The organism is Nonomuraea cavernae (assembly GCF_014646355.1).
Taxonomy (GTDB): domain Bacteria; phylum Actinomycetota; class Actinomycetes; order Streptosporangiales; family Streptosporangiaceae; genus Nonomuraea; species Nonomuraea cavernae.
Map to the genome: position 1 here is coordinate 1 of NZ_BMNH01000043.1, position 18,148 is coordinate 18,148.

At 70.6% G+C, this 18,148-nt stretch carries 16 protein-coding genes; 9 read left to right on the forward strand and 7 right to left on the reverse strand.

Translation table 11 applies throughout. The features are described from left to right. Positions 1-110 precede the first annotated feature (110 nt). A complete protein-coding gene (locus IEY82_RS40485) occupies positions 111-452 on the reverse strand; it encodes a transposase (RefSeq protein WP_373291479.1) in 342 nt (113 codons plus the stop codon). 71 nt (positions 453-523) lie between these two features. Here IEY82_RS40485 and IEY82_RS36520 point away from each other — a divergent pair, with 71 nt between their 5' ends. Further along, positions 524-1,300, forward strand: coding sequence for an IclR family transcriptional regulator domain-containing protein (locus tag IEY82_RS36520; protein WP_189128863.1), 777 nt, complete (start codon positions 524-526; stop codon positions 1,298-1,300). A 144-nt stretch (positions 1,301-1,444) separates the two neighbouring features. On the opposite strand, the gene IEY82_RS36525 is transcribed toward IEY82_RS36520, so the two are convergent. After that, positions 1,445-2,326 (reverse strand): MurR/RpiR family transcriptional regulator, encoded by an 882-nt coding sequence (locus tag IEY82_RS36525; protein ID WP_229697782.1) that lies wholly within the window; start codon positions 2,324-2,326, stop codon positions 1,445-1,447. Next, complete coding sequence (locus tag IEY82_RS36530) at positions 2,311-3,777, reverse strand: glycoside hydrolase family 3 protein (RefSeq protein WP_189128864.1); 1,467 nt, start codon at positions 3,775-3,777, stop codon at positions 2,311-2,313. The genes IEY82_RS36525 and IEY82_RS36530 overlap by 16 nt, the downstream gene beginning before the upstream one ends. A 156-nt stretch (positions 3,778-3,933) precedes the next feature. Between IEY82_RS36530 and IEY82_RS36535 the strand changes: the two genes are divergently transcribed. After that, a complete protein-coding gene (locus IEY82_RS36535; protein WP_189128865.1) occupies positions 3,934-5,463 on the forward strand; it encodes a glycoside hydrolase family 10-like protein in 1,530 nt (509 codons plus the stop codon). 75 nt (positions 5,464-5,538) lie between these two features. On the opposite strand, the gene IEY82_RS36540 is transcribed toward IEY82_RS36535, so the two are convergent. After that, positions 5,539-6,189, reverse strand: a complete 651-nt coding sequence (locus IEY82_RS36540; protein WP_189128866.1) for an FHA domain-containing protein — start codon at positions 6,187-6,189, stop codon at positions 5,539-5,541. 234 nt (positions 6,190-6,423) lie between these two features. On the opposite strand from IEY82_RS36540, the gene IEY82_RS36545 reads away from it, so the two are divergent. The 4 genes from IEY82_RS36545 to IEY82_RS36560 all read left to right on the forward strand — a co-directional run bounded on the left by IEY82_RS36545 (position 6,424) and on the right by IEY82_RS36560 (position 10,304). Next, a complete protein-coding gene (locus tag IEY82_RS36545) occupies positions 6,424-7,545 on the forward strand; it encodes a citrate/2-methylcitrate synthase (protein ID WP_189128867.1) in 1,122 nt (373 codons plus the stop codon). An 18-nt stretch (positions 7,546-7,563) separates the two neighbouring features. Continuing rightward, on the forward strand, positions 7,564-7,857 hold the full coding sequence (locus tag IEY82_RS36550; RefSeq protein ID WP_189128868.1) for a DUF3017 domain-containing protein: 294 nt from the start codon (positions 7,564-7,566) through the stop codon (positions 7,855-7,857). 53 nt (positions 7,858-7,910) lie between these two features. After that, positions 7,911-9,125, forward strand: coding sequence for an NADP-dependent isocitrate dehydrogenase (locus IEY82_RS36555; protein ID WP_189128869.1), 1,215 nt, complete (start codon positions 7,911-7,913; stop codon positions 9,123-9,125). A gap of 141 nt (positions 9,126-9,266) precedes the next feature. Then, positions 9,267-10,304, forward strand: coding sequence for a polysaccharide deacetylase family protein (locus IEY82_RS36560; RefSeq protein ID WP_189128870.1), 1,038 nt, complete (start codon positions 9,267-9,269; stop codon positions 10,302-10,304). Here the strand turns inward: IEY82_RS36560 and IEY82_RS36565 are convergent. Both IEY82_RS36565 and IEY82_RS36570 read right to left on the reverse strand, forming a co-directional pair. Continuing rightward, entirely contained in the window at positions 10,301-11,359 is a 1,059-nt protein-coding gene (locus IEY82_RS36565) for a TolB-like translocation protein (RefSeq protein WP_189128871.1), read from the reverse strand. The genes IEY82_RS36560 and IEY82_RS36565 overlap by 4 nt on opposite strands. Next, positions 11,356-12,732, reverse strand: a complete 1,377-nt coding sequence (locus tag IEY82_RS36570) for a hypothetical protein (RefSeq protein WP_189128872.1) — start codon at positions 12,730-12,732, stop codon at positions 11,356-11,358. The genes IEY82_RS36565 and IEY82_RS36570 overlap by 4 nt, the downstream gene beginning before the upstream one ends. A 387-nt stretch (positions 12,733-13,119) precedes the next feature. Between IEY82_RS36570 and IEY82_RS36575 the strand changes: the two genes are divergently transcribed. Continuing rightward, on the forward strand, positions 13,120-13,695 hold the full coding sequence (locus tag IEY82_RS36575) for a hypothetical protein (RefSeq protein WP_189128873.1): 576 nt from the start codon (positions 13,120-13,122) through the stop codon (positions 13,693-13,695). Here IEY82_RS36575 and IEY82_RS36580 read toward each other — a convergent pair. Further along, a complete protein-coding gene (locus tag IEY82_RS36580) occupies positions 13,661-14,800 on the reverse strand; it encodes a saccharopine dehydrogenase family protein (RefSeq protein WP_189128874.1) in 1,140 nt (379 codons plus the stop codon). The genes IEY82_RS36575 and IEY82_RS36580 overlap by 35 nt on opposite strands. A 172-nt stretch (positions 14,801-14,972) precedes the next feature. Between IEY82_RS36580 and IEY82_RS36585 the strand changes: the two genes are divergently transcribed. Together IEY82_RS36585 and IEY82_RS36590 are read left to right on the forward strand one after the other, a co-directional pair. Next, complete coding sequence (locus tag IEY82_RS36585; RefSeq protein WP_189128875.1) at positions 14,973-17,063, forward strand: serine/threonine-protein kinase; 2,091 nt, start codon at positions 14,973-14,975, stop codon at positions 17,061-17,063. 53 nt (positions 17,064-17,116) lie between these two features. Then, positions 17,117-18,091 carry a malate dehydrogenase gene (locus IEY82_RS36590; protein WP_189128876.1) on the forward strand — a complete coding sequence of 325 codons (975 nt, stop codon included), beginning with the start codon at positions 17,117-17,119 and terminating at the stop codon, positions 18,089-18,091. Positions 18,092-18,148 lie beyond the last annotated feature (57 nt).

The following is an 18,148-nucleotide window of genomic DNA, read 5'->3' on the forward strand; positions in this document are numbered from 1 at the left end:
AGCCCGCAACATCGCCGCACGCGGTGAGACGGGCTGGGCAGTGAGTCACGCTGCCTGACGCGGACCAGACCGTCGAAGCCACCGACGGCGAGGAGCTGCAAGCTCGGTCTTTACGGCCGAGAAGCTGACATGGTCGATGTGCTCCTTGATGATCGATTGGAGTGCGCCGCCGCGGGAGGCGGCGAAGTAGGACGGCGACCAGAAATGTCCGCTCCACAGGTACTTACGGATATGTGCCGGGTACGCAGGAACCGGGCGGACACGTCCTTGAGGCTGTTCGCCAGCGTCGAGAGGGCGATTTTGGGTGGGTAGTGCACGAGCAGGTGCACGCGATTTCCCCCGCTGTTGAACTCGACCGGCTCCGCCCCGGAACACACCTCGATCATGATGTGTTCGCGGTGACGCGGGATCTTGCGACGCACATCTTCTCCAGGTGTTCGCGATGCGCACATGTATTCTCTAACCGAACGCCCCCGATGTCGTGGAACCTACACTCTCGTCGGCCCTTGTCAAGGATGCTCAATTGGTTGATCATGTGCAGTCGCTGGCCCGGGGCCTCGCCGTCATCCGCGCGTTCAGCGCCACCTCGCCCGAGCTGACCCTCAGCGACGTGGCCCGCGCCACCGGCCTCACCAGGGCCGCGGCCAGGCGCTTTTTGATCACGCTCGCCGACCTCGGCTACGTGCGCAGCGACGGCCGGCTCTTCGCGCTCACGCCCCGGGTGCTGGAGCTCGGCTACGCCTACCTGTCCAGCCTCTCGTTGCCCGAGGTGGCCGCCCCCCATCTCGAACGCCTGGCCGCCGAGGTGCACGAGTCGGCCTCGGTCGCGGTGCTCGACGGTGAGGACGTGACCTACGTCGCCCGCGTCGCCACGGCCCGGATCATGCGCGTGACCATCAGCATCGGCACCCGCTTCCCGGCCCACTGCACCTCGATGGGCCGCGTGCTGCTGGCCGCGCTCCCGGCCGAGCGGCTGGACGAGTTCCTCGACGGGGCCGAGCTGCGCCGGCTGACGTCGCGGACCGTCACCCGGCCCGCCGCGCTGCGCGCGGAGCTCGACCGGGTCCGCGCCCGCGGCTGGGCGATGGTCGACCAGGAGCTCGAAGAGGGACTGCGGTCCATCGCCGCGCCCATCCGCGACCGCACGGGCCGGACCGTCGCCGCGGTGAACGTCTCGACCCACGCCAGCCGTACGACGGTGCAGCGGGCCAGGCGCGAGCTGCTGCCGCCGCTGCTGGCCACGGCCGGCCGGATCGAGGCCGACCTCGCCGCGCAGACCGTGACCCGGGCCGAGAGGTAGACGGCGCCGGTCGAGACCCGCCGCCTGTGGCGACCGTCAGCGGGCCGGTCGCGACCCGCGGCCTTCTCGGTGGCGACCGTCAGCGGGCCGGTCGCGACCCGCGGCCTTCCCGGTGGCGACCGTCAGCGGCGCCGGTCGCCACCCTCAGCGGCGCCGGTAGCGGTCCGTCGCCTCCCGGGTGACGCGGATGGCGGCGTCGGCCTTGTCGTAGGTGCGCTGGGCCAGACCGACGAACAGGCAGTCGACGATCAGCAGCTGGCTGATCCGGCTGGCCAGCGCCCCGGGCCGGAACGCGGTCTCGCGGCCCGCCGACACCAGCGTGTGGTGGGCCAGGTCCGCCAGCGAGGAGCGCGGATTGTTGGTGATCGCCACCACCAGGGCGCCGCCCTCGGCCGCGGTGCGGGCCGGGACCAGCACGTCGGGCGTCTCGCCGCCGCAGCTGATGGCCACCGCCACGTCGCCGTCGTGCAGCAGGGCGGCGCTGGTCAGCGCCAGGTGGGCGTCGCTGAACGGGTGGCTGGACAGGCCGATCCGCAGCAGCTTCTGCGACATGTCGGCGGCCACGAGCCCCGAGGCCGCGACGCCGTACACGTCCACCCGCCGGGCCGCGGCGATGGCGCTCACCACCTCGCCCAGCTTGTCGGGGTCGAGCTGGGCGGCCGTGTCGGCGAGCGCCTCCGACTCGGCCCGCGCCACCTTGGCGATCACGTCCGTGAGCGGGTCGTCGGGCCCGAGGTCGCCGGGCACCAGGCGTTCGGGCTCCTTGGCCACGGCCGCCGCCAGCGCGAAGCGCAGCTGCGAGTAGCCGGTGAAGCCGAGCGCGCGGGCCGTGCGGACGATCGTCGCCTCGCTGGTGCCCGACACCGCGCTGAACTCGGTGATCGTGCTCCGCACGACCACCCTCGGGTCGGCCAGGATGATGTGCGCGATGGCCTGCGCCGCCGGGGTGAGCGACGGCAGCACCGCCCGCACCGCCGCGACCGGGTTGGCGGGTTCGCCGGCCTGGTCGGTCATCGGGTCAGCCATTCGGCGGCCGCTCGCGCCGAGACCCGGGAGACCCCGTGCGTGGCGAGGTGGGCGGCACCCGAGGGGACGCCGGGAATGCCGGTGTCGACCACGATCGTGTCCGGCCGCGACCGTACGGCCTGCGCCACTCTGTCGCGCACCCAGGCGTGCCGGGCGGCGTCGTGCACCACGAGCACCACCGGCCGCCCGCCGGGCGACGGCGCCGCGTTGCCCGGAGCCGGCTCGTCCAGCGGGGGCAGCTCGCCGCCCGGCTCCAGCCGCACCCGCTCGGTGCCGGGCAGCAGCCGGGCGAGCTCCGCCGCCAGGCCGGTCGGCATCGACTGGTCCACGGCCTGGCTGAAGCGCGTGTTGACCTCGATGACCAGCGGCGGCCGGGTCAGCCGGGCGGTGCCCGTCACGGTCAGCGCGGCGTGGGCGGCGTCGAGGCCCACGCCGGGATCCACGTCGGCCACGGCCTGCTCGCGCCGGGCGGCCTGGCGGGCGTACCAGCCGGAGAGCGCGCGCACCCGCGCGGCCGCCTCGGCCAGGCGCTCCTCGGGCAGGACGCCGTCGCGTACCGCTGCCACGATGGCGCCGGTGATCTCGCTCAGGCCCTCCTCGGTCGTCAGGCCCACACAGATGGCGTCGGCGCCCGCGCCGAGCGCCCGCACCGCGATCTCGCCGGGCGGGTACATCGCCGCCACGGCCTCCATCTCGATCGCGTCCGTGACCAGCAGGCCCTCGAAGCCGAGCTCGTCTCGCAGGAGCTCGGTGAGGATGGCCCGGCTGAACGTCGAGGGCGTGCCGGGGTCGAGCGCGGGGACCAGCAGATGCCCGCACATGATCGACTGGACCCCGGCCTCGATGGCGGCGCGGAACGGCGGCAGATCGCGCTCGGCCAGCGACTCCCTGGAGGCGTGCACGGTCGGCAGGGCCAGATGCGAGTCGGTGGTGGTGTCACCGTGACCGGGAAAGTGCTTGGCGCAGGCGGCGACCCCGGCGCCCTGGATCCCGGCGAGGTAGGCGACGGTGTGGCGGGCGACGAGGTCGGGCGCCGGTCCGAACGAGCGGACACCGATCACCGGGTTGGCCGGGTTGGAGTTGACGTCAGCCGAGGGCGCGTAGTCGAGCGTGATGTCGGCCTCGGCGAGCATCCGGCCGATCTGCCGGCCCACCCGCTCGGTCAGATTCACGTCGTCGACCACGCCCAGCGCGCGGTTGCCGGGGAAGGAGCTCCCTGTCTCGACCTCCAGCCTGGTGACCGTCCCGCCCTCCTCGTCGATCGCGACGATCACCTCGGGATTGGCCGCCCGCAGCTCCCGGACGTGCGCCGCGTCCGGGCGGTTGCGGGCGAACAGCACCGCGCCCCCGAGCCCCTCGCCCAGGGCCCTGCGCAGCCAGTCGGGCGGCGTGGTGCCCTGGTAGCCGGGCTGGAGCACCGTCAGCGCGAGTCGGCGCAGGTCAGCCGTCATGAGCTCTCCTTGGTCGGCCTCGTGACCAAGAGGCGGTGTCCGGTGACGCCCTCACCCCGATCGGTCGGTCGGCATTTTCTTTCACCATTATTGATCTGAAGGTAATTTTCTGCCATCGTCGCCCTGGACACAACCACAGTTCGAGAGGCACCCCCCATGCCCAGCAGAAGGACCGTCCTCAAGGGCCTCGCTCTGGCCGTCGCCGCATCGGCCGTGCCGCTGCCCGCCTTCGCCGCCGCCGATCAGGCACCTCCGCTGCGCCAGATGCGCGGCATGTGGATCGCCTCGGTCGTCAACATCAACTGGCCCTCGAAGCAGGGGCTCACCGCCGACGAGCAGAAGGCCGAATACCTCGCCTGGCTGGACCTCGCCCAGCAGCGCAAGCTCAACTCGGTGTTCGTGCAGATCAGGCCGACCGCCGACGCGTTCTGGCCGTCCACGTACGAGCCGTGGTCGCACTGGCTGACCGGCACCCAGGGACAGGATCCGGGCTACGACCCGCTCGCGTTCGCCGTGGAGGAGACGCACAAGCGTGGCCTGGCCTTCCACGCCTGGTTCAACCCCTACCGGGTCTCCATGCAGGCCGACCCGGCGCAATTGCACCCCGACCACCCCGGCCGCCGAAACCCCGACTGGATCCTGCCGTTCGGCGGCAAGCTCTACTACAACCCGGGCATGCCCGAGGTCCGTAAGTTCTGCCAGGACGCCATGCTCGACGCGCTCATCCGCTACGACATCGACGGCCTGCACTTCGACGACTACTTCTACCCGACCAACACCACGGCCTTCGACGACAGCGCCGCGTTCGCCGAGCACGGCGGCGGCTTCCCCGATCTGGCCACCTGGCGCCGGCACAACGTCGACCTGATGGTCTCGGAGATGCAGCAGCGGGTCCGCGAGGTCAAGCCGGAGACCGCCTGGGGCATCAGCCCGTCGGGCATCTGGCGCAACAAGGGCACCGACCCGCTCGGCTCCGAGACCAACGGCGGCCAGTCCTACGACAACCTGCACGCCGACACCCGCGGCTGGGTGAAGAAGGGCTGGCTCGACTACATCGCGCCGCAGCTCTACTGGTACATCGGGCAGCCGCCGGCCGACTACTCCAAGCTCGTCCCGTGGTGGTCGGACGTCGCCGACGGCACCGGCACGCTGCTGTGGATCGGGCAGGCGGCGTACAAGGCGGGCGACCCGGCGCAGGCGGCGGAGTGGCAGAACCCGGCCGAGCTGTCCAGGCACCTCACGCTCAACCAGAGCCACCCGCAGATCTCGGGCGACATCTGGTACAACGCCAACGACCTGCGCGTCGACCGGATCGCGTCCATCAGCACCGCCGTCAACGACCACTACACGCGCCCCGCGCTCGCGCCGGTGCTGCCCCGCCTGGCCGGGGGCGAGCCACCGAAGCGGCCCGTGATCGCGTACGCGCTGCGCCGCTCCGGCGGGGTCGAGGTGCGGGCCGTGGCGACCGGCAGGAACGAGCCCTTCCAGTTCGCCATCTTCCGCTTCACCGGCCGGGCCGCCCCGGACGCGTTCGGCGACGCCCGCAACCTGGTCGCGGTCGTCCCCGGTGACCGGCAGGTGCGCTGGCTGGACCCGGAAGGCAAGCGGGGCGACCACTACTACGCCGTGGCCGTCGACCGGGCCAACCGCACCAGCGCGCCGAGCAACGGTTTCCGCGTCCTCTAGTAGACCGCTGCTCGTACGAGCGTGACGGGAACCCGGGTGTCACCGTGCCCGGGTTCCCGGGCACGGCGCCCCTCGCTAGGAGGCCCTGCGGCCGGCCGCCGACGCCTGCTGCTCGGCCGGAGGCGTGCCCGTCCGCTGCGGTGGCACCACAGGGGTCGGACGCACCAGGCCCAGCGCGACGACCTCGTTGGCCAGTCGCGTACGCCGGTTGGTGCCCTCCGGGATGCGGAACTTCTGGTAGAGCCGCAGCAGATGCTGCTTCACCGCGGCTTCGGTCACGACCAGGTCGTCGGCGATCTCGCGTGCGGTCGCCGGCGCCACGAACGCCTCGTCGGACAGTGCCGGCCGGCAGAGCGAGGTCAGCACGTCGACCTCGCGTCTGGTCAGCTCGGGCGCCGCCGCCCTGCGGAGCTCGACTTCGGGCGTGAAGTCCTCGCGAGGAATCCCGCCGACCCGACCGCGCGCCGCTCCGAAGGAGACGACGTCGCCGTCGTCAAGGACCCTCCGGGCGATCGGCCTGCCATTCACCCGTGTGCCGTTGCGGGACAGGCCCAGATCAACGACGTACAGGTAGGGTCCTCGCCTGACGAACTCGGCATGGAGTCGAGACACACTCGGATCGGTCAGCCGGATGTCGACACCGCGGCCCCTCCCCACCGTTGTGATCTCGGGGCGCAACGGGACCACCTCGCCAGTGTCCTCGATGCGTATGAACGGCCCCTCCACGGCAGTTCCTCCCCAGGTAGCCCGCCGTAACTATTACTACAGCTCCGGCTTACCCAACCGAGGGGATGCGGAATCTCCTTTGCCATAAGCAGAATCCCGCATGAAATTGGTCTGGACCTTTGCGGACGGTTTTGCCTGCTCACAGGTAGACTTCCAGCGGAGAAAAGCGGAGGAAACACCATGAAACAGCATTCCTCGGGCGAGGGGGCCTCGGGAGGCGGAGCGCCCCCGACAGTGGCTGACAAGCCCACCAAAGGCCTGGCCGACGTCGTAGCAGCGTCCACAGCGCTCAGCGACATCGATGGGAAGGCCGGCCGGCTCTTCTACCGTGGATACGACATCCACGACCTGGCCGGGCGAGCGACGTTCGAAGAGACCGCCTACCTGCTGCAGCGGGGCAAGCTGCCGGACCGTGAGGGACTGGAGGCCTACGGCGCCGAGCTGGTGCGCGGACGTGAGCTCGGCGCGCTCGTCGCCGCCAACATCGGCGAGATCGCCGAGAAGCAGAAGCCGATGGAGGCGCTGCGCTCGCTGGTCTCCCTGTCCGGCGCCGACGACCCCGACAAGGACTCCATCGCGCCCGAGGCCAACCTGGGCAAGGCCGCGCGACTGACCGCGCAGCAGCCCCTGCTGGTCGCCCGCTACCACGCGGCCCGCACGGGCGGCAGCGTCCCCGACCCCGACCCCTCCCTCAGCATCGCGGCGAACTTCCTCCTGCAGGTCACCGGGCGCACCCCCGCGCAGCGCGAGGTCGACATCTTCGACACCTGCCTGGTGCTGCACGCGGACCACACCATGAACGCCTCCACCTTCGCCGCGAGGGTGTGCGCGGCGACCCTGTCCGACATGCACTCCGCCATCGTGGCCGCCATCGGAACCCTCAAGGGCCCGCTGCACGGCGGCGCGAACGAGCAGGTCATGAAGACGCTGGAGTCGATCTCGCCCACGGGCGTGGCCCAGGCCGTCCGCGACAAGCTGGCCGCCGGCGAGAAGATCATGGGCTTCGGGCACCGCGTCTACAAGACCGAGGACCCCCGGGCCACGCACCTGCGACGGATGTCACAGGAACTGGCCGAGTCGACCGGCGACGACACCTACTTCCGGATGTCCAAGGAGATGGAGGAGGTCGTCTTCGAGACGAAGGGCCTCTACCCGAACGTCGACTTCTACGCCGCGTCCGTCTATCACTACCTGGGCATACCGACAGACCTGTTCACGCCGGTATTCTCGATCAGCCGCATGTCCGGATGGACGGCCCACGTGATCGAGCAGCATGCCGACAACCGCCTGATTCGCCCTGACAGCGAATACATCGGAGAGCGTGACCAGAAGTGGAAGCCCATCGAGGAGCGATGAGCGTGAGTGAGCAGGGCTTTGAGCCGTAGCTCCGAGAGCTGGGGGCCGTACCCGCTGATCCTGGCGGGTGCGGTCGTCGCCGTTGCCGTGACCTTGCTGGTGGACCCGCGGTGGGGTGGGTTCGCCCTCGGCGGCGTCGTGATGATCGGCGCCGCGCTCCGTTTCTCCGGCTTCGGCGGGCAGCTCGCCGTACGCAGCCGGCGGACCGACTCCGTCACGCTCGGCGTCTTCGGCTTCGTACTCGTGCTGACCGCACTGCTGTTGGAGAACAACGCGCTCAAGGGGCTACTGATGTCCCTTTTCGCCCGTTGATGAGGCGGTCCGATAGCCTCAAAGCATCGATTCATTGAAGGGGAACCATTCGCATGCCCAAGATCAAGGTGGAGGGTCCGGTCGTCGAGCTTGACGGCGACGAGATGACCCGGATCATCTGGCAGTTCATCAAGGACCAGCTGATCCTTCCCTACCTCGACGTCGACCTGAAGTACTACGACCTCGGCATCGAGCACCGCGACGCCACGGACGACCAGGTCACGATCGACGCCGCCAATGCCATCAAGAAGTACGGTGTGGGCGTCAAGTGCGCCACGATCACCCCTGACGAGGCCCGGGTCGAGGAGTTCGGCCTGAAGAAGATGTGGAAGTCCCCCAACGGGACCATCCGCAACATCCTGGGCGGCGTCATCTTCCGCGAGCCGATCATCATGTCCAACGTGCCGAGGCTCGTCCCCGGCTGGACCAAGCCGATCGTCGTCGGCCGTCACGCCTTCGGCGACCAGTACCGCGCCACCGACCTGAAGGTCCCCGGCGAGGGCAAGCTCACGCTGACGTTCACCCCCAAGGACGGCACGGAGCCGATCGAGCTCGACGTGTACGACTTCCCGGGCGCCGGCGTCGCGATGGCGATGTACAACCTGGACGAGTCGATCCGCGACTTCGCCCGCGCCTCCATGCGTTACGGCCTCGCCCGTGACTACCCGGTCTACCTCTCGACCAAGAACACGATCCTCAAGGCCTACGACGGCCGGTTCAAGGACATCTTCGCCGAGGTCTACGAGACCGAGTTCAAGGCCGACTTCGAGAAGGCCGGCATCACCTACGAGCACCGCCTCATCGACGACATGGTCGCCGCGGCGCTCAAGTGGGAGGGCGGCTACGTCTGGGCGTGCAAGAACTACGACGGCGACGTCCAGTCCGACACCGTCGCGCAGGGCTTCGGCTCGCTCGGCCTGATGACCTCCGTGCTGATGACGCCCGACGGCCGCACCGTCGAGGCCGAGGCCGCTCACGGCACCGTGACCCGTCACTACCGCGAGCACCAGAAGGGCAACCCCACCTCCACCAACCCGATCGCGTCGATCTTCGCGTGGACGCGGGGCCTCGCCCACCGGGGCAAGCTCGACAACACCCCCGCGGTGACCGAGTTCGCCGACACCCTGGAGCGGGTCTGCGTCGAGACCGTCGAGAACGGTCAGATGACCAAGGACCTCGCGCTGCTGGTCGGCGGCGACGCCAAGTGGCTGACCACCCAGGACTTCCTCGCCGCGCTGGACGAGAACCTCAAGAAGAAGATGGCTTGATCGTCCGCTGTGGGAAGGGCCGCCCGAGGGCGGCCCTTTTCGTTGTCCGGGACATCTCTTGGGAGGTCACGGGCGTGGCGTAGTTGATCAACTGGGTAGGAGCCTTCCCGTAACAGTCGTGCGCGTCTCGGGGGGGTTCGGATGCGACTGCGTTTGATGAGTGGGGTCGGGTTGATCGCGGCCGCCGCGATGCTGAGCGGCTGCGCGGAGGAGCCGGTCATCCAGGCCAAGAGCACCAAGGCCGACACGGCGGCCAAGGCCCAGAAGGCGCAGGCGGCCAAGCTCGCCGCCGCGGCCAAGGTCAAGGCCAACGAGCTCGGACAGGTGCCCGTGCTGATGTTCCACCGGATCATCGAGAAGCCGGCGACGACCGACGACCGCACTCCCAGCCAGTTCCGCTCGGACCTCGAACGGCTGGTCCGCGACGGGTACGTGCCCGTCACCGCGGCCGAGTTCGTCACCGGGAAGATCAACATTCCGGCGGGCAAGCACCCCGTCGTGCTCACCTTCGACGACTCCTCGCCCTCGCAGCTCACGCTGGACGAGATGGGCCAGGTCAAGCCCGACACGGCGATCGCGATCCTGCAGGACGTCGCGGCCAAGAATCCCGGCTTCCGGCCGGTGGCGACGTTCTACGTGACCCGCGACATGTTCGGCAAGGTCGGCAGGGAGGAGCAGGCGCAGACGCTGCAGTGGCTCAAGGCCAACGGCTTCGACATCGGCAACCACACCCGCGACCACCTCAACCTGCGCGGACGCCCGCGCGAGCAGGTCATGGAGCAGATCGGCAGCATCGCCCAGGAGGTCGGCTCGCTCGCGGGCGTCAAACCGGTCACCATCGCCCTGCCGTACGGCAACCAGCCGAACACCAAGGAGTGGGCCGCGCGCGGCAAGTTCCACGACACGACCTACAAGCACAGCGGCGTCTTCCTGGCCGGCTACACGCCGTCGCCGTCGCCGTTCAGCAAGTCGTTCGAGCCGCTCGGCATCCCGCGCATCCGGGCCATGGACAAGAAGGGCGACTGCGCTCAGTTCTGCTCCACCGCCTGGCTCGACTGGCTGAAGAGCAACCCCGACATGCGCTACACCTCCGACGGCGACGTCAGCACGGTGGCCTATCCCAAGTTCAAGGATCCGTTCCTGCGCACCTCGTACAAGACCTGGGCGCTGGCGTACTAACGGACGCTGCCCAGCACGGGCGCGGTTTCCCGCAGGTCGTCACCGACCGGGACGCTGATCTCGATCGGGCGCGTGGCTCCGTCCCGCAGATCGAGGAAATGGTAGGAGCCGGTGTTGCCGGTGTCGCCGGCGTCGGCCGTCCTGACGACGAGCGTGTTCTCGTCCTCCCAGCGCAGGATCTCCGCGATCCGCCGGCCGGCCGGCTGTCGCGGCGTGACCGTGCGCGTGGGGTGTCCCTTCGACGTGCCGACGAGGACCACACCCGTGGTGACCAGGTCGTCGGGGGTGACCTCCCTGGCCAGCGAGGCCAGGGTGCGCCCCGAGGGGGAGAACCAGGCCCGCGACTGGTTGCCCGGCACGACCGTCCGGCGGACGGCCTTGCCTCCGGGTGAGCGGATGACGAACGACGCCGTGGAGACATGCCCGGGCAGGGAGTCCGTGCTCCGCTCGCGCACCAGGGCGAGCCCGGCCGCCGTCCAGCCGATGACCGTCTCGCCGCCGGGCAGCCGGGTCACGGTGCCCCGTTCGGTGTCCACGATCAGTGGTCTCTCCAGCACCACCTCGTCGTTCTTGTCCAGGTGGTCGTTCTGGACGAGCAGATGACGGCCGTCCGGAGACAGCAGCGGGGGCCGAACTCCGATGAACTCACCGATGGAGGCTTCCGGCTTCACCGTGAGGGATCTGGTCGTTCCCGTCTTCAGGTCGCGGACGACGAACCCCCCTGCCGCGTCGCTGCGATAGGCCACGCGCAGGCCGTCGGCGCTGAGCCCCAGGGACACCTCGTCTCCGGCGCCGGGCAGCCACCAGCGCTCGCCTCGGGCCGACACCAGGATCCAGTGACGGCACGCGTCGCCGTCCTGGCAGGAGGGCGCGTACGCGTACCGGATGGGGGCGGGCACCGGTCCGGTGAGCTCGCGCACGGCGGGGGCGGACGCGGGCTGTTCCGTCGAGGGGCGGACGAACCGGGGCGGCGGCTCGGCTCGCAGGGGAGCGACGACCCAGGCGACGGCCAGGATCGCCAGCGCGGCGACGGCGTAGAGCCACGGGCTCCTCATGAGTCCTCGCCGGACGGAACCTTGCCGAACACCGGGTTCCACAGGTCGTCGGGGATGTCCCTGAGCGGCCGGCTCTTGCCCGTGACCGGATCGACGAGGTGGTAGGTGCCTTTGTCCTGTCCATAACGGTCGATCCGCACCAGGACGTGGCTCTCCTCGTCCCAGCCCAGCGGCTCAGGGGCGTCGGGGTGCGTGGGCAGCCGCAGGCGGGCGCGTCCGCGCACCTCGCCCGTGCCGGGATCCATGGTCACGATCTCGTTCCGGGTGACGACGGCCAGCGTGCGGCCGTCGGGGGAGAGCCGCACGCGCAGCGTGGGATCGAAGCGGACACGGGTTCGCACCTTGCCCGAGTGGTCGAACGTGACGAGCTCGGTGTCGGGCGCGCCCGGCAGGGCGGCGAGCCCCGTCGTGGCCACGCCGCCGTCCGGGCCGAGGCCGAGGACGCGCCGGACGCCCGGGAGGGGAGTTCGGGCGCCGGTGGTGGCGTCGATCAGCTCCACGCCGGCGGCCGTGGTGAGGCTCACGTGCCGGCCGTCATGGGAGAGGGCGGGCTCAGGTACGGCCTCGTCGGCGAGGGGGCCGGTGAGGTGCCGCTCCCGCCTGCTCAGCAGGTGGGCCAGAACGAGGCGGCGCGAGGCACGGTCCAGGTAGACGACGTGCCGGCCGTCGCCGCTGAGGGCCAGGGGCGCCGGTCTGGCGGCGGTCCCGTCACCCGAGAGGTAGGCCCTGGCCTGTCCGACCTGGATCCCGCCCTCCGGGCCCCACAGCCGCCAGGCGCCCGAGCGCTGGTCCAGGTCGGCGAACCGGGCGTGGGGGAGGGCGTACCAGTTGTCCAGCCGGGTTTCACCCGCTTCCCGCGGCGCCCAGACGAGTGGCGTCGCCGTGAGCGCCGCGGCGAGCAGGGTCGCGGCCGGCGCGGGCCAGGCCGGGCGTCCGCTCAACGCGTACGTGACCTGCCAGGTGTCCGTGACGGTGCCCAGGACGAGGAGCGGCAGGCCGAGCGCGATCAGCACAACGGCCGGTTGCCCCAGATCGGGAAGGTCGGGCAGGCTGCCCGACGCGGTCCACAGGGCGATGGTCGTGCCGGTCGCGAGCAGCGAGCGGGCGGATCCGGAGCGGATCGCGAGCTCGGCCCCCACCAGGTCCGCCGGGCCCGCCACCAGTGCCCGGCGGTGCAGGTCCCTGACGATCAGGTGCACGGTGAGCACCACGCCGAGGGTGAGCACGGCGTAGAGCCGCTCCCTGACCCCCACCTCCATCCCGTACGAACGCGCGACGGCGCTGAGCGCGACGGCAACCGAGATCGAGGCGCCCAGCCGCCACAGGGAAGTGAGTCTCGGTGGAGCGAGCCGGACGTCGAGACGGCGACGCACCCGAGGCCTGGACCGGGCGAATCCGATTTCGGCCACGATCGACCCGAGCAGCCAACCGGCCAGGGGGAGATAGGCGCTTATGACAATCGCGCCCTGCGTGAAAGTGGCGACGCAGCACACCAGTCCCGTTGCCGCGCCCAGCCACCGGTATCGACGCCTGACCTGCAGATAAAGCAGGATCCGGTCACCATTGAAAATGGTTAAATCCACCCGTTGGCGGCGGGCGAACCGTTCCGCGGCCGTGCGGTCCATTGGCGTGTCAACACTCGTCAACGCGAGTCGAAGCGCCAGCACCAAACCGGCCATGAATACGATTAGTAACAAGTATCCGCTTTCGTCACGCCGGAAAAAGTAGCAGAATTCGGAAACGCCTGACAGGGGGAATGCGTGATCCGGGATGACGTGTGGGAGCGGCTCGACAAGAGGGCGGGCCTGGCCTCCAGGCGCGAGAGCAGGCGCTTGATCGAGGCGGTGTGCGCGCTCGCGCTGGTCGCCCTCCTCGTGGGGGGCGGATGGCAGGTCGGCGGGATCGTGCCCCGCCTGTCACACGCCGGGGGAAGCGGCAGCGACCTGCTCTGGGGCAAGGACGACCTCGGCCGGCCGCGGCATCCGAGGGCCGAGGCGCGACTGCGCTTCGTCAACGACGGCTGGCTGCCCGTCACGGTCACCGGGGTCGGCGTCCGCGCCGACAGCCTCAGGCTCGCCTCGGTGACCGTCGACGGCTTCACGCCCGCCTCGATGGGCGGCGGCCGGTTCCCCCACACGATCCGGGCCGGCGGGCAGCTCCAGCTGACGCTCGGCCTGGACATCATCGACTGTGAGCTCTTCGACTCGGAGATCGTCCCGGTCGTGTTCGAGGTCGATCACTGGTGGGGGACCACTGCCGTTACCGCGGCGCAGGGCGAGGTGGAGGGCCCCTGGCAGGAGGTCATGTTCCGGTCGGCGTGCGAGTTCGGAAGGTGATGCCCGCCCGGTCGAGGCGGTCGATGAGGCGCGTGCCCATGGCGCTCGCCGTGGTGAGCTGGCCCGCCCGCTCGGGGACGTCGTCGAAGGCCAGGCAGAGAGCCGACTCGGCGAGCATCTTGGCGGTCTCGTCATAGCCCGGGTCGCCGCCCGCGACCTCGGTGACGACGCGTTCGCCGCCGCCCTCGCCGAGGAAGGTGACGTTGAACCAGCTCTTCGCCCGCTGCTCCGGAGAGGGCCCGTCACCCGGTCGCAGGCGGCTCAACAGCCAGTCACGGGCCGGGGGGAGCTGGGCCATCGCGACCAGCGCGCCGGCCCCCGCCACAGCCGTCAGCGCGGCCGGGAGACGCCTGACCGCGTAGTACTGGCGATACTCGAAATCGGGGCCGTACCTGTCGAGGAGGCGGGCCGAGTAGCCGACGATCCGCGGGTCGAGGGTGGGCATCGGCAGCGCCCAGCCGCCCACGTAACGCAGGCCACCCGCGCGGGAGCTGATCCGCCGCCCCCAGGGCCTGGCCTCGGCCGACCGGCGCCGGGCGCCCGCCGCGATCATCTGGAGCGGGCGGGAGAAGACCGTCAGGCCCGAGTGCAGGGTGCCGCCGGACATCCGGAGGTCGGCCCGCATGAAGCCGCTGACCCTGAGCGGGACTCCCTCGGGCAACCGGTTGACCGTGTAGAGCACGCCGAGGTCGTACGGGATGGAGTCGAAGCCGCACGCGTGGACGAGCTTCGCCCCGGTGCGCTGGGCCGTGGCGTGGTGGTCGACGTACACGCGATCCACGAACTCGGGCTCGCCCGTCAGGTCGAGGTAGTGGGTGCCCGCTTCCGCGCAGGCCGCCACCAACCGCTCGCCGTACGTGAGGTAGGGGCCGACGGTCGTGACCACGACCCGGGCCTGGCGCGCGACCTCGGCCAGCGAGGCGGGGTCGGTGGCGTCGGCGACCAGGATCGGCGCGTCGACGCCGAGCTCGCGCAGTTTGGCGGGGTTGCGGCCGGCGAGCGCCCACCGCACCTCGGGTCCGGCGTTTTTCGCCAGGTAGGCGGCGGTAAGGGCGCCGGTGAACCCGCTCGCTCCGAACAACACGATGTCATATGCGCGGTCCATTTTCGGGGGCTCCTCGCGATGCGTGATTCTGGCGAATTAGGACGGGTGCGTCATCATTCTTGACAGAGAGTCGGCAAAACCTGACGTCACGAACGGTTAACAGTTCACTGATGAGTTCGTGGGCGTCGTAAAGTTTGCCTCGTCGGGCAATGTGCACATGTGGGGAAGACGAATGCCGCAGATCTCGCCGCTGGTTGCCGGCGACCCTGGCGAGCTGGGGTCGTTCAGGCTGTCCGGACGGATCGGAGAGGGCGGCCAGGGCATCGTCTACCTGGGCGTCAACGAACAGGACGAACAGGCCGCCATCAAGCTGCTGCACATCAAGTTCAGCGGCGACACGATCGCCAGGTCGCGCTTCGCCCGCGAGCTGAAGGCGGCGCAGCGGGTGGCGTCGTTCTGCACCGCCCGGGTCATCGAGGCCGACCTCGACGGCGACACGCCGTACATCGCCAGCGAGTACATCGACGGGCGCGCGCTGCGCGACATCGTCGACGACGACGGGCCGCTGCGGGGCACGGCGCTCGACCGGCTGGCCATCGGCACCGCCACCGCCCTCACCGCGATCCACCACGCCTCGATCGTGCACCGTGACTTCAAGCCCGACAACGTGCTGATCGCCGCCGACGGGCCGCGCGTGGTCGACTTCGGGATCGCCCGGATCATCGACTCCACCGGGACGATCACCAGCCGGGCCATCGGCACCCCCGCCTACATGGCGCCCGAGCAGATCGCCGGTGACGACGTCGGGCCCTTCACGGACGTGTTCGCCTGGGGGGCGACCATCGCGTTCGCGGCGACCGGGCAGGCCGTCTTCGAGGGCAACTCGATCGCCGTGGTGCTCAACCGGATCCTCAACCACGAGGTCGACGTCAGCATGATGCCCGAGCCGCTGCGCGGAGTCGTGCGGTCGGCACTGGCCAAGGCGCCCGCCGAGCGGCCCTCGGCCGACCAGATCCTGCTGCGGCTGCTCGGCCAGCCCGAGTCGGTGAGCGCGTCCACCGCCCTGCTCACCCGGGGCGTCCAGGTGGCGAGCGACGACACCACGCCGTTCAAGCGGGTCTCCGCGACCCGGATCGAGCCCCGGGCCGGCCTGACCGGCCCCAGGTCGGGTGAGTCCCCCGCGGACGTCACCCCACGCCAGGGGGCGTCCGCGCGCACCGCCGGGACGTCCTCCACCGGTTCGGAGACGTCCTCGCACGGTACGGGGACGTCCTCGCGAGTGTCCGGGACGTCTTCGGAGTCTCCGGAGACGTCCGTGCGGAACCCCGTGCCGCCCGAGCCATGGGAGGGGACGTCCGCGCAGGCCGGGGGCGCGCCGGCGCCCTGGACGTCTGAAGGTCCGGCCGCGCCCGGCACCCGGCCGGGGTCTCCGGCACGCCGGGGGCGGCGCCGGATGTGGTGGGCCGCGCTGGCCGTCACGCTGCTCCTGATCGCCGGCGCCGTGCTCGTGGCCGTGGCGAACGGCTGGCCACAGCGGGCGTTCGGCGGCCAGCGGCAGTCCGGGATCACGGGCGGCCCGACCTCGCCGGGGCCGTTCACCAGCGTGGTCGACAAGGTGGCGACGACCGGCAAGCTGGTGATCGGCGTGAAGGGCGACCTGCCGGGCATCGGCCTGGAGCGCGACGGCGGGTTCGAGGGCTTCGACGTCGAGCTGGGCAGGCGGATCGCGACCGAGCTGGGGGCGCGACAGACGGCGTTCGTCAGGGTCTCGCGCGGCGACAGGGCCGACACGCTGGCCGACGGCACGGTGGACCTGGTGCTGGCCACCTACTCCATCGACAGGAGCGAGATCGGATTCGCCGGCCCCTACTACCTGGCCCACCAGGACCTCCTGGTCCGCGACGGCGCCGGCATCGACTCCCTGGCCGACCTCAAGGGCCGCAAGATCTGCGCCCCCGACAGCCCGTCGGTCGGCAGGGTGCAGGCCAAGGTGCGGGTGGAGCCGGTGCCGGCCGGCGACTACGCCCAGTGCATGGACCTGCTGAGGAGCGGCCAGGTCGACGCGGTGCCCGGCGACGACCTCATCCTGGCCGGGTTCGCCGGCCGCGAGAACCTCCGCTACAAGATCCTCGGCGCCAAGCTCACCGACGAGCGCTACGCCGTCGGCATCAAGCGGGGTGACGTCAAGACCTGCAAGGCGGTCAAGGCCGTGATCGCCGACCTCTACGTCTCGGGCACCATGAAACAGCTCCTCACCAGGCACTTCGGCAAGGTCGACTTCGCTCCGGAGCTGAAGGTGCCCGCGATGGAGCCCTGCGGATGACGAGCGGGTAACATCCGAAAGTCAACCAACATCCCGTGAGTTAGGGGAAGGCCATGGCCACGCCCGTCAAGGTGACCGTCACCGGAGCCGCCGGTCAGATCGGCTACGCGCTGCTGTTCCGCATCGCGTCGGGCCAGCTGCTGGGCGCGAACGTGCCGGTCAAGCTGAGCCTGCTGGAGATCCCCCAGGCGGTGAAGGCGGCCGAGGGCACCGCCATGGAGCTCGACGACTGCGCCTTCCCGCTGCTGTCGGGCATCGAGATCACCGACAGTCCCGACGTGGCCTTCGCCGGCGCCAACGTGGCGCTGCTGGTGGGTGCCATGCCGCGTAAGGCCGGCATGGAGCGCGGCGACCTGCTCGGCGCCAACGGCGGCATCTTCGGCCCGCAGGGCAAGGCGATCAACGACCACGCGGCCGACGACATCAGGGTCCTGGTCGTCGGCAACCCGGCCAACACCAACGCGCTCATCGCCCAGCAGCACGCCCCCGACGTGCCCGCCGAGCGCTTCACCGCGATGACCCGCCTCGACCACAACCGCGCGCTGTCGCAGCTCGCGGCGAAGCTCCAGGTGCCGGTCACCGAGATCAGGCACATGACGATCTGGGGCAACCACTCCGCCACGCAGTACCCCGACCTCTACCGCGCCGAGGTGGGCGGCAAGATCGCGGCCGAGCAGGTCGACGGCGAGTGGCTGCGCGACACGTTCATCCCGACCGTCGCCAAGCGCGGCGCGGCCATCATCGAGGCGCGCGGCGCCTCGTCGGCGGCCTCGGCGGCCAACGCCGCGATCGACCACGTCCACGACTGGGTCAACGGCACCGACTGGACCTCCGCCGCGGTGGTCTCCGACGGCTCCTACGGGGTGCCGGAGGGTCTCATCTCGTCGTTCCCGGTGCGCGCGGTGGACGGCAGGTTCGAGATCATCCAGGGGCTTGAGATCGACGCCTTCTCCCGCGAGCGCATCGACGCCAGCGTCGGCGAGCTCATCGAGGAGCGCGACGCCGTCAGGTCCCTCGGCCTCATCTAGACTCCCGCCCCGCAGTACGACCCCGGCCCCGGCCGACCGTTGACCCGGTCAGTCGGG